General features: G+C 62.4%; 9 protein-coding genes and 1 pseudogene. 3 read left to right on the top strand and 7 right to left on the bottom strand.

Going from position 1 to position 11,443, the window contains the following annotated elements:
* The first annotated feature begins 1 nt into the window (after nucleotide 1).
* The 3 genes and pseudogenes from AC0V7N_RS34835 to AC0V7N_RS34825 all read left to right on the top strand — a co-directional run bounded on the left by AC0V7N_RS34835 (nucleotide 2) and on the right by AC0V7N_RS34825 (nucleotide 2,117).
* Nucleotides 2–781, top strand: a complete 780-nt coding sequence (locus AC0V7N_RS34835) for an aspartate/glutamate racemase family protein (RefSeq protein WP_475453393.1) — start codon at nucleotides 2–4, stop codon at nucleotides 779–781.
* Nucleotides 778–1,578: pseudogene (alc, locus tag AC0V7N_RS34830) on the top strand (allantoicase); the annotation flags it as partial. The gene AC0V7N_RS34835 and the pseudogene alc, both read left to right, overlap by 4 nt.
* The gene (locus AC0V7N_RS34825) at nucleotides 1,488–2,117 is read left to right on the top strand and encodes a hypothetical protein (protein ID WP_496628044.1); all 630 of its coding nucleotides are present in this window, start codon (nucleotides 1,488–1,490) and stop codon (nucleotides 2,115–2,117) included. The pseudogene alc and the gene AC0V7N_RS34825, both read left to right, overlap by 91 nt.
* A gap of 1,434 nt (nucleotides 2,118–3,551) precedes the next feature.
* Here AC0V7N_RS34825 and AC0V7N_RS34820 read toward each other — a convergent pair.
* The 7 genes from AC0V7N_RS34820 to AC0V7N_RS34790 form a co-directional block, all read right to left on the bottom strand.
* Complete coding sequence (locus AC0V7N_RS34820) at nucleotides 3,552–3,944, bottom strand: hypothetical protein (RefSeq protein WP_496627611.1); 393 nt, start codon at nucleotides 3,942–3,944, stop codon at nucleotides 3,552–3,554.
* Between the two features lie 108 nt (nucleotides 3,945–4,052).
* Nucleotides 4,053–5,279, bottom strand: coding sequence for a CDF family Co(II)/Ni(II) efflux transporter DmeF (gene dmeF / locus AC0V7N_RS34815; protein ID WP_475453387.1), 1,227 nt, complete (start codon nucleotides 5,277–5,279; stop codon nucleotides 4,053–4,055).
* 8 nt (nucleotides 5,280–5,287) lie between these two features.
* Nucleotides 5,288–5,566, bottom strand: coding sequence for a metal/formaldehyde-sensitive transcriptional repressor (locus AC0V7N_RS34810; RefSeq protein WP_475453385.1), 279 nt, complete (start codon nucleotides 5,564–5,566; stop codon nucleotides 5,288–5,290).
* Between the two features lie 352 nt (nucleotides 5,567–5,918).
* Nucleotides 5,919–7,238 carry an ABC transporter ATP-binding protein gene (locus AC0V7N_RS34805; RefSeq protein WP_475453383.1) on the bottom strand — a complete coding sequence of 440 codons (1,320 nt, stop codon included), beginning with the start codon at nucleotides 7,236–7,238 and terminating at the stop codon, nucleotides 5,919–5,921.
* Nucleotides 7,239–7,279: 41 nt separating this feature from the next.
* Nucleotides 7,280–9,034 carry an ABC transporter permease gene (locus AC0V7N_RS34800; protein WP_475453381.1) on the bottom strand — a complete coding sequence of 585 codons (1,755 nt, stop codon included), beginning with the start codon at nucleotides 9,032–9,034 and terminating at the stop codon, nucleotides 7,280–7,282.
* A gap of 633 nt (nucleotides 9,035–9,667) precedes the next feature.
* Nucleotides 9,668–10,297, bottom strand: coding sequence for a response regulator transcription factor (locus AC0V7N_RS34795; protein WP_475453380.1), 630 nt, complete (start codon nucleotides 10,295–10,297; stop codon nucleotides 9,668–9,670).
* A gap of 81 nt (nucleotides 10,298–10,378) precedes the next feature.
* Nucleotides 10,379–11,407 (bottom strand): sensor histidine kinase, encoded by a 1,029-nt coding sequence (locus AC0V7N_RS34790; protein ID WP_475453378.1) that lies wholly within the window; start codon nucleotides 11,405–11,407, stop codon nucleotides 10,379–10,381.
* Nucleotides 11,408–11,443: the final 36 nt, after the last annotated feature.

Here is an 11,443-nt window from a genome sequence, read left to right as displayed (position 1 = left end):
GATGAAGATCCTGGTCGTCAACGTCAACACCAGCCAGTCGATGTCGGATGTCATCGACGAGGCTGCAAAACGCGCCGCATCGGCCGGCACGGAGATCGTCACGGTGACGCCGTTCTTCGGCGCCGAGGCGGTGGACTGCAATTTCGAGAGCTACATCTCCGCCGTCGCCGTCATGGATCGCGTGCTCGCCTATGACGAGCCGTTTGACGCGGTGGTCATGGCCGGCTTCGGCGAGCATGGCCGCGACGGGCTGCAGGAGCTGATCGATCAGCCGGTGATCGAGATCTGCGAGGCCTCGGCTCATTTGGCGATGATGATCGGCCGCAGCTATTCCGTGGTCACCACGCTGCAACGCTCGGTGCCGCCGATCGAGGACCGGCTGCGGCTCTCCGGCCTGTCGGATCGCTGCGCCTCTGTGCGCGCCAACGGCATGAGCACGCTGGAGGTGGACCAGGATCCGGCCAGAGCCATGCGCTCCATTGTCGAGGAAGCGCGCAAGGCGGTCGAACAGGACCATGCCGAGGTGATCTGCCTCGGCTGCGCCGGTATGGCGGGGCTGGAAGACGCCATAACCTCGGAACTCGGCGTGCCCGTCATCGACGGCGTCGCCGCCGCCGTGCGGTTCGCCGAGGCCGTGGTTGGCTTGGGGCTGAAAACCAGCAAGGTCTCGACATATGCCAGGCCCGACGCCAAACGAATCATCGGTTGGCCATTGTCGGAGGCGCTCGGCCTCAGGCCACGCTCTGCGGGTCCCTCGCTGCGCGTGGGAGGCCGTCGATGAACATGATCGGCAAGACCAAAACAGCCGAGACAGCGGATGCCTATGCGATGCCCGGGCTGCAGGAGACTTTCGCCGCCGAGGTGGATCTCGCGTCGCGCTGGCTGGGCGGCAGCGTGCTGGCGGCCAGCGACGAATCGTTTGGCGAGAAGGAAAGCCTGCTGACACCGGCGCCGTCGGCCTTCGTGCCCGGCAATTACGGGCCGCGAGGCGAGATCGTCGACGGCTGGGAAACCAAGCGCCGGCGCGAGCCCGGTCATGACTGGGCGCTGATCCGGCTGGGTGCGGCCGGCATCATCACCGCTGTCGATGTCGACACCAGTTTCTTCACCGGCAATTTCCCGACCACCTGTCGCATCGAGGCCTGCGGCGTCGAGGGCTACCCCAGCCCGAAGGCACTGCAATCCACCGAGACCGAATGGATCGAGATCGTTGCGCGCTCGCCTCTCAAGGGCGACACCCACAACCGCTTCAAGGTCTCCGACCGGCGCCGTTTTACCCATATCCGACTTTCTGCGTTTCCGGATGGCGGCATTGCGCGGCTGCGCGTCTTCGGCCATGTCGTGCCGGATCCGCGCCCGCTCAACGGGCTGACCATCGACCTTGCCAGTCAGGATCACGGCGGCCAGGTGGTGACCAGCAGCGACGGCTTCTACACCTCGGCTGCGATGCTCAACCGGCCCGACAAAGCCCGCAACATGGGTGACGGCTGGGAGACCCGCCGCCGCCGCGACGACGGCAACGACCATGCCATTATCCGGCTGGCGTTGCGGGGCAGCATCCGGCTGGTAGAGATAGACACGGCGCATTTCAAATACAATGCCTCGGCAGAGATCGCGCTTTACGGCGCGGCCGGCGAAGGGATGCCTGGGCGGATTCGGATGCATGGCAGCCGCTACTGTCACGCCGGCCGCTGCAGCCGGACACGCGGCACGTCTTCACGCTGCCGGCCGGTGCGTCGGCGATCTCGTTCGTGCGGCTCGACGCCTTTCCCGATGGCGGCATTTCCCGCGTCAGGCTGTGGGGCGCAGTGGATCCGGCCGCCCGGCGCGAGGCGGGTTATCGCTGGCTCAATGCGCTGCCGGTCGGGCAGGCGACGCATGTGCTGCTTGAGCAAGGTGTTTCGGCCGATCTGGCTGAGAAGGTGACTGCGATGCGGCCACTGACCTCACAAGCCATCGGGTCGTTGGGCGATGCGGCCCTGCTAAAGGCGATGCTGGACGGAACGGCAAATGCGCCTGAGGGGGGCCTCGATCCTACAGCCATTGGGGAACAAAAACATGTGGACTGGCAAGCAAATGCTGACGGATATGCTGGCAGTTTGTCGTCCAACAGGTAAGAACTCCAGCTTTTCGCACTCGCAATGGCCTTTGGCTGTAATGCCGATTAAGGACCGGAACTGCTGCTACTTGCTCGTTCCCATCGACGAGACGAATTTCAACATGCCACCCATCTGAGCCATTGGCGGCAGCCAGCTGATTTTTGACCCTACTGCCCTTAGGCTCGAGCGTGGACCCGCGAGCATGGGGCGCATGTTCGGTCAGTCCGGCTAGTCCAGCGGGGTCGGCGCACGTCAGCGAGTGCACCGCCAAGGCAATCGCGTGCCGGTTCTGGATGCCATGAGAGGAAGCTGACGACACTCGCCTCGGTTTCCGGGAACCAATCGACTTTATTCGCGAGACTGGATGAACCCCACAGATGGAAGTCCTAGGTTTTCCATGGTGAGATCTAGGGGATGCTTTTTGTCGCCGGAGACAAAATATCACCAATGCACCGCTCCGGGTGGGATGAACAAGAGCCTACTCAAAGGGGCTCCGGTTTTGCACAGGCCGGTCCAGGGCTATTGCGACGCTCACAAATCAACCCATCCAGAACCGAGCCAGGTTGACAAACGTCAACTTAGCCGCACGATCACCCACTATCCGTCACCAATTCTGTCAACCAGATAACCGTGCGCTTTCTCGAGATTTAAGAACAGGCTTTCCCTTAAGTTTACCTCAAGTTGACACTTTCGAGCCCAAAAGCACTTTTTGGATAGGTGTCAACTACGGCGGGGATCCAGGACGAGTGCTGCACCGGGGCAGGCTGACTGTCGGGACCGAAGGTAAGATGCTCGGCCGCTACAAGGCCCGATACCCCAAGGAACCTATTTTATATCTTCCTCAATTCGAAGCCATCCGGCCCCGTAAGACGCTGAGACAACACACCTAAATAGACGAAATCGCACGGGCCGGGTGCTTATGTCGAGGATAGATACAAAGCCAGGCCTTAAGCATTTTTCGGCCGCTTTCGTAGCTCGAAGTCTTGGATGGTGCGTTCTGAGCCTCATGGGTTTCGGGTGAGATCATGATCCGTGTGACCGTTCATTCACGGCGCATCGTCTTTGAGGATCGGCGGAAGTCCATGAAGTAACCGATGTCTTGGAGATCAGCGAGGTGTCGCAAGACTGCATCGGTCGCAGGGCGCCGAATTCACTCACCACGCTGTCAGGGGCGGCCTCAGAGAGCGCCTCAGTGTGCAGCGCTCCTGGTTTAGCAGTCCGCGATCAAGCTCTCCAGCGAGCTCGCCAGGGACATGTCGCTCTTCGTGACCAGAACCTCAGGCGCCGTCCGCCGAGGCTATGTAGGCGAGAGTGCCCCCGGTGGATGGGATGGGGTTCGCTCGATCACCCGTCGCAGCGACGATTCTTCGACGTGACTTCGCCACTCGCATTCTGACGCGCGCGGCGGAGACACGCGGCGTCTCGACGACAAAAGGACGTTTGAGTGCAACTCTAACCGCGAAATTGACGATATTGGCGCAGATGCCAGCGCATGATGTTGGACGAGGCGCGGTTCAACCGTCCCGAGAGACGGACGAGACGACGCGCTCTCGGCTTCGACATGTTTCCCGCGGAAAGCTGCCGGAGCGTGAATTGAAGAAGGCGTGCACCACTCCACATCAGCATGCGCATGAGGAGTGTTGCTGCCCAGATTTGCACCATCTGCAGCGATGGTCTCAGAGCACGCAGGCTTGACCGAACCAAAGATCTTTGTTCATGGCGACGTGCGTTACGATGACGATGCTCAACGACGACCCTGTCCAGTTCCGCTTTCGCATGAAGGCGGAGTTGGTGGCGTGTGGCGATAAGATGCTTAAGGTCTTCGCTACGGTTGAGCATGGCCATTTTGCCTTGCAGCTTTGAGTAAATTCCATAGGTTGCATCTGACAGTTTACCAAACGCAACATCACGTCGTGAGTAATCCCGCTCAGAGTCCTGAGGGCAGGACAAAACTCAAGGTCGATGCAAAACCTCGACCGTAAGATGCGACAGCGACCGGAAGCGGGCGAGCCGGGTGCGGTAATAGTCAGCTTCTCGTGCTTTCGTCGTCATTACCGAAACAATCGCTCCCAGGTGCCCCGGACCCAAGCGCCAGAGATGAAGATCGGCCAGTTGGTCGCCGTCGCTCTCAACTGCTTGACGTAGATTGTTCGCCATCTGACGATCAGGGTTCATGTCGAGCAGGATCGCGCCCGTGTCCCGGATCAAGCCAAAGGACCAGCTAGCGATGACTAGGGAGCCAACGATACCCGCAAGCGGGTCCATCCAGAGCCAGCCAAAGGCACGGGCGAGCAGCAGACCCACGATCACCAGCACGGACACAGCGGCGTCGGCAATGACGTGAACTACGGCGGCCCGCATATTGTTGTCGCGATGCGCCGAACCGTGTGCATGTTCGTGCTCCTCGAAGACGACGGAATAAATCTGCTCTCCAATTTGGACATGAGCGGTAAAGGCGTGCGGCTCGGGAATCTCGTCGACCGATTCCAGATAACCCCCTTGGTCCTTCATCACGAAAAGCTGCCGCGCGCCATCGGGGCGCATGGTTTCAACCGACACCGCTTGAGCCGTCAGTGCCGGGCTTGTTTCGGCATGGAGTCGGAAGCGGGGCGGCACGCCGTCCTCGAAGACGTCGAGCACGACAGCTCCGGCGTGGGTCTCGACGCGATGGGATTCGTCATGATCTTCGTGTCCATGACTGTGGCCGTGGTGATGACCGCCGCTGCTCAGGAGCCACGCACTCGCGATGTTCACGGCCAAGCCGAGACAGGCGATCGGAATTGCCTGGGCAAAGTGGATCGGGACCGGCGCGAAGATTCGGCTGACGGATTCATAGCCGATTAGCAGTGCTATCATCGCCAGAATGATAGCGCTGGTGAACCCGGCGAGATCGCCGAGCTTGCCGGTGCCGAAGGTAAAGCGCGTATCATCGGCGTGTTTGCGGGCGTAAGTATAGGCGAGCGCCGCAAGCAGGAGCGCGCCGGCATGCGTGCTCATATGCAGGCCATCGGCGACGAGCGCGATCGAACCGAAGAGCAAGCCGCCGACGATTTCAGCGATCATCATGGCACCGCAGAGCCAGATGACTGCCCAGGTCTTCCGCTCGCTTTTCTCGTGTCCCTCGCCGAGGAACACGTGGCTATGGAAAGCCGAAGGTTCGGCGCTGTCGTCTTCTACCATGACGGTTCTCATTTCAGATAAGTGCGGATAACCTCGAGGAGTTGATCCGCTGCCTCCGCGTTCAGAGCACCTGGATGTTTCTCGGCGTCGACGAGATGCTCGCGGACATGATCCTCAACCACCTCCGCCATCAGACCGGCCAACGCCCCGCGAACGCCGGCGATGAGGTGCATGACCTGTTCGCAGCCGGACTCGGCATTGAGCGCGCGCTCGATAGCTTCGACCTGGCCTCGGATGCGGCGCACACGCGCCAGCAGCTTTTGCTTTTCACGAATGGTATGGGACATGCCACCTTATGCCATAGCCCCCTATCCTATACAAGAAATGATTAGCGTCCATTCGCCTCCCCTCATCAGTCCCTATCAGTGCGCCGATTGTGAAAACTGCGACGCAGCAGTCTGATGCCGGCGCGATCAAGGCGAGACGAGATCCACAAGGCACGCCGCAGACCCTGTCGGCCGACCATGCCGTGCCAATAACTTCTGGCCGCGGTGTGCAGGAGACTGTGGCTAAGCACGAAAAGGACCCGTGAAGCCTTCAGGCAGAGCCGCTCGTATAGCGCGAAATTCATACTGGACAGACCGATCATCATTGGCCTCCGTCATATGAGTTGGGACTGTTTTTCTGCCGGCGCCAATCTCACGTCGGGTTTTCGAGCGTGAACAGGTCGGCCTGCTCGTCATAGGCGAAAAGCTCGGCATAACGCGCCCAGCTTGTCACCGCGCGCACGGTCTGGTTGGCGTATTCATCCGACATGTGGTCTTCCAGCTCGTCTCGGAATCGCCGGGCCGGCGCCTTGTGGCCGGCGCGTTCGTCGAGCACGCGGCGGATATGGGCGGCCAGCGGCACGTAAGTGGCGAGTTGTTGGGCAAAGAGCCGCTTGCGCTCGTCGACGTCACTCTCCGCAAAACGCTTGCCTGCCGGCGTCAGGCGGATGTCGCCTTCGGCGAGTTCGGCAAAACGCAGCAGCTGCAGGGTTTCGGCGATCGGGAACAGATCGTCGATTTCCAGTTGCAGGCTGGCGGCGAGCGGCGGCAGGTCGGCCTGGCCGTTATAAGGCTCGTTGGACACCGCCTCGATCAGGCCGGCCATGAGGTTGGTGGAGACGCGGGGCAGCGTCATGGCGATGCCGGAACCGGGAAAGATGCCGTCGCGGGCCGGCGCGCCATCGCCTTTCTTCGCGGTCATGCGCGTGTAGATATCCTCGACCAGCGCGCGGAAGGCCGGGTCGAGGCGGTTGCGCGGCTGCGGCAGAGCGATCCTGATTTCGCTGACCACCCGTCCGGGATTGGAGGAGAAGATCAGCACCCGGTCGCACATTAGCACGGCTTCCTCGATGTTGTGGGTGACCATCAGGATCGCCTCGATCGGCATGCGCCCCTCGCACCACAGGTCAAGCAGGTCGGTGCGCAGCGTCTCGGCGGTCAGCACGTCGAGCGCCGAGAATGGCTCGTCCATCAGCAGAACTTTGGGATGCACGACAAGGGCGCGGGCGAGGCCGACACGCTGGCGCATGCCGCCGGAAAGCTCCTTCGGATAGGCGCTTTCGAAGCCGTCGAGGCCGATGAGGTCGATTGCAGCGAGCGCCCGTTTGCGCCGCTCCGCCGAGGCAATGCCGCGCGCCTCGAGACCGAGTTCGACATTCTGCAGGACAGTCAGCCAGGGAAACAGCGCAAAGCTCTGGAACACCATGGCGATGCCGTCCGGCGTTCCGGTGACGGGCTTGCCCTCGAAGGTGACCGTGCCCTTGCTCGGCGCGATCAGCCCGGCGATCGAGCGCAACAGCGTCGACTTGCCCGAACCTGAGCGGCCGAGCAGTCCGACGATCTCGGCCGTATGAAGGGTCAGCGCGACATCGTCGAGAACGACCAACTGGCCGGCAGTGCCCTTGTCATATGTCTGGCAGACGCCGCGCACATCGACGAGCGGGTTGCCCTTGGCGCTGACGAATTCGTTCATGATCAGTCTCCCCACATTGGGTGGCAAAGTTGAATGGTTGATCAGTCGAGGCGCAGGCGGCGCTCGGCAAAGACATAGAGCGGACGCCATAGGATGCGGTTGAAGAGGGTGACGAAGAGCGACATGACGGCGATGCCGAGCACGACACGCGGGAAATCGCCGGCTTCCGTCGCCTTTGCGATGTAGGAGCCGAGCCCGAAAGCCTCCAGCCTGGTGTTGCCCCAGCTAGCCAGTTCGGCAACGATGGAAGCGTTCCACGAGCCGCCCGAGGCGGTAAGAGCGCCGGTGACGTAGTAGGGAAAAATGCCTGGCAGGATGACATAGCGCCACCACGGCCACGACCGCAGCTTGAAGACGGCGGCGGCTTCCTTGAGATCGGCGGGGAACGCGCTCGCTCCGGCAATCACGTTGAACAGGATATACCATTGCGTGCCGAGCACCATCAGGGGCGATAGCCAGATGCTGGGATTTGCGCCGGTAGCGACGATCGCGATGACGGCAAAGGGAAACAGCACATTGGCGGGAAAGGCGGCCAGGAACTGTGCCAGCGGCTGAACCCGTTCGGCGACGGCCGGCCGCAATCCGATCCAGACGCCGATCGGCACCCAGATCAGGCTGGCGACGGCAATCAGGACGATGACACGGACGAGCGTCACCAGACCACCGCCGAACGCCTCGGTGACGTCGGTCCAGCCGAGCGTCTGGCGCATGTAGGAAACAGCCGTGAAGGCCCCCCATAGAGCGAGGACGAGCACGAAGCCAAGCCACAGGCGGTCGATCAGCCGCGACATCGCCTGTCCACCGACCGAGGCAGGTGGCGAGCGCCGGCTGCTCAACCGGACTAGCATCAGCCGCTGCCACGCCCAGGCGAAAGGTGCGACAAGGATTTTGACGAGGCGCGCGCCGCGCAGCACGTCATAGGCCCAAGAGCGCGGCTTTTCCTGGCTGGCGGTCTGTTCGAAGCGGAACTTGTCGGCCCAGGCGACGATCGGCCGGAACAGCAGCTGGTCATAGAGCAGGATCAGGATCGCCATCGCCAGAACGGCCCAGCCAATGGCTGCGAAATTTTTCTGGTCGATGGCAAGTGCCAGCCACGATCCGATGCCAGGAAGCTGAACCGTCGTGTCGCCGACGGTGATCGCCTCCGAAGCGACGACGAAGAACCAGCCACCGGACATCGACATCATCGTGTTCCAGACCAGGCCGGGCGCCGCGAAAGGCGCTTCGAGGCGCCAGAAGCGCTGCCAGGCCGAGAGGCCAAATCCTCGGCTCACCTCGTCGAGGTCACGCGGCACGGTGCGCAGCGACTGGTAGAACGAGAAGGCCATGTTCCAGGCCTGGGCGGTGAAGATAGCGAAGATCGACGCGCATTCGGCGCCGAGCTGACTTCCGGGAAACAGGCCCACAAAGAAGGTGACAGTGAAGGTCAGAAAGCCCAGCACCGGCACCGACTGGAGGATGTCGAGCGCAGGGACGATGACCATTTCGGCGCGGCGGCTCTTGGCGGCGAGCGTCGCAACCGTGAAGGTGAACAGCAGCGACGCGATGATCGCCGCGAACATGCGCAGCGTCGTGCGCAGCGCGTATTCCGGAAGGTTGGCGAGATCGAGCGTCACCGGCGTCGTCGAAAGCATTTCGGCCGGCGCCCGCATCGCGGTGGCGCCATGCGCCAAGAGCACGATCAGCGCCGCCATGATCGCCAGCGCGACGAGGTCATAGCTGTTGGGCATGATGCGGTTGCGCGTCAGCTGAGCGGCTTCGCGTTGCGAGGTGCGGTCGTGTGGCAGGAAAGTCATGGCAAGGCCTCAGTGTCCGAATGAGGGTTTCATCGTTGGCGCCCCGTCGCTTCTCGTAGGGCGGCGAGAGTCAATTGTGCGGCAAGCTGAAAGACGCCAACGTGACTGGCGCCTTCGTCAGGGGCGGGCTGTAGCTCACGTGCCCAGCGGCGTTCGAGGCGACCGGTGGAGCGGTTCTTCGACCAGCGCGCAATGAGTGCCGTGGGCTGTGCGGAACCGGACCGATATGTGGGCCAAATGCCGCGCACGGCAGTGCCTCTGACGCGGACGCTGGAAGGATGAGGGTCTTGGTCATTGTTCACCTCCTTCGATCGCTGGCGACCGAACCGGAGGTGGACGTGGACGGGCTAGGCCCGAACGGCGTTCACCCGGCAGGTTCTGCCGGCCGCAATCCAGATTCTGGGTTTCGCAGCCCCGGCAAACCGCAGACCGGTCGCCGGAACCCTACTAGGGTAGCCGTCCATTTTTCTCTCTATCGGGTTTGGGCAAGCGCCGAAGCGTCCGCTGTCGCCGCAGCTATGCCTGGCCGCATGGCTTGTCAACCTTGCGGCCGGCGAAGCAGCGCCACACGATACCAACGTATAGCCGGGATATACCGTTGCTGGAGGACCGCACGCAAAGGCCGGTGGAAACTTATGTCAAGCTGCGTGAGGAAACGCCGATCTTGTCGGCCATCCTGATCAGTTCCGCCAGCGACCGGGCCTGCATCTTGCGCATGAGGTGGCCTCTGCGGACCTTGACGGTGATTTCGCTGACGCCGAGTTCGCCGGCGGCCTGCTTGTTCAGCCGACCGTTGACGACAAGCGCCAGCACCTCGCGCTCGCCGGCGCTCAATGTGGCGAAGCGCTCCCGCAGCTGGGTGACGACTGCCAGATCCTGCCGCCGTCTCCGGTCCTTCTCGATGCCGATCTGGATGGCGTCGAGTAGTTCCTGGTCACGGAAGGGCTTGGTCAGGAACTCGATCGCGCCTGCCTTCATGGCCCGCACTGTCATCGGGACATCGCTATGGCCGGTGATGAAAACGATCGGTATCCCGTCTCCCGATTTGACCAGTTCGCTCTGGAAGTCGAGCCCGCTCTGCTCCGGCATCCTGATATCGAGCACCAGGCATGCCGGCGCATCAGATTTTGGCGCGGCGGCGAACTCTCTTGTCGATGCGAAGGCGCGCACCTCCAGCCCGACCGAGTCGAGAAGGTTGCCCAACGCCTGCCGAACGGAAGGGTCGTCGTCGACGACGTAGACGATGGGTCGCGCTTCTGTCACGTGGCAACACCCGTTCGACGGGATCAGGGCTTCCGGTTTGGTTCGTATGGGGAAAGCCCTTACGGTTTGCAACCTCTCCGCTCACCCAAGAGGCAAGGTAAAGCGAAAAACGGCGCCAGCCGGCTTGTCTGCCGCTGCCCAGATGCGCCCGCCATGCGCTTCGACGATCGAGCGGCTGATCGCCAGGCCCATGCCCATGCCTTCGGTCCTTGTGGTGTAGAACGGCTCGAACAGCCGCTCAGTGTCTTCCCGGGGGAGCCCGACGCCAGTGTCATGCACGCCAACGAGCACGGTGCCGGCGTCTTGCAGGGCCGTTTCGATCACCAGTTCCTTCGGCCCGGTCCCAGCGGCATGGATGGCTTCCACGGCGTTGGCGACAAGATTGAGGACGACCTGCTGCAGCTGGATCCTGTCGGCCGTCACGTCGGGCAGCTCGTCGGCAAGCTCCATGCGCAACGAGATGCCGTTCTTCTCGATCTCCGGTCGGGCCAGTGCGACTGCCTCCCGGACTGCCTCATTCAGGTCCAGCGGCGTCTTCACGGACGGCGCCCGCTTTACCAATGCCCGGATGCGGGCGACGACCTGGCTTGCGCGCATCGCGTCCTCGATGATGCGATCGAGCGTGCTTCGCACCCGCGTCAGGTTCGGCGGCTCAGCCGCCAGCCAGCGCATGCAGGCGTTGCCGTTGGAGACGATGGCGGCAAGCGGCTGGTTGATCTCGTGGGCGATCGAGGCCGTCAGCTCGCCCACCGTCGTCACCCGCGTGACATGGGCAAGCTCTGCCCGTGCATCGCGCGCCGCGGCTTCCGCCGCCGCGGTCCTCAGGCAGAGATAGGTGGTGATGCCGATCGCCGCGAGGCTGATGACACAATTGATGAGGCCGGGCCGCAACGATCCAGACTGCGTCAGAAAATAGCTGAGCAGCGTCAGCACAATACATGCCGAAGCCAGAAGCACGATTCCGCGCCCGTGCAGGAATCTGACCGAGACCAGCACCACCGCGACATAGAAGACCGCGACGGCGATCTCGAGGTCCGTCACCGTGTCGAGGATGAAGATTGCCGCCATGATGGCGCTAGCGGCAAGCGGGAAGGCCGATATCCGCTTCACTGGGAATCCTACTCCTGACCATGCGATGCGAAAACT

The organism is Mesorhizobium kamtschaticum, assembly GCF_056174585.1.
The sequence above is the reverse complement of the archived record's forward strand: the minus strand, read 5'-3'. Positions and strand labels throughout refer to the sequence as shown.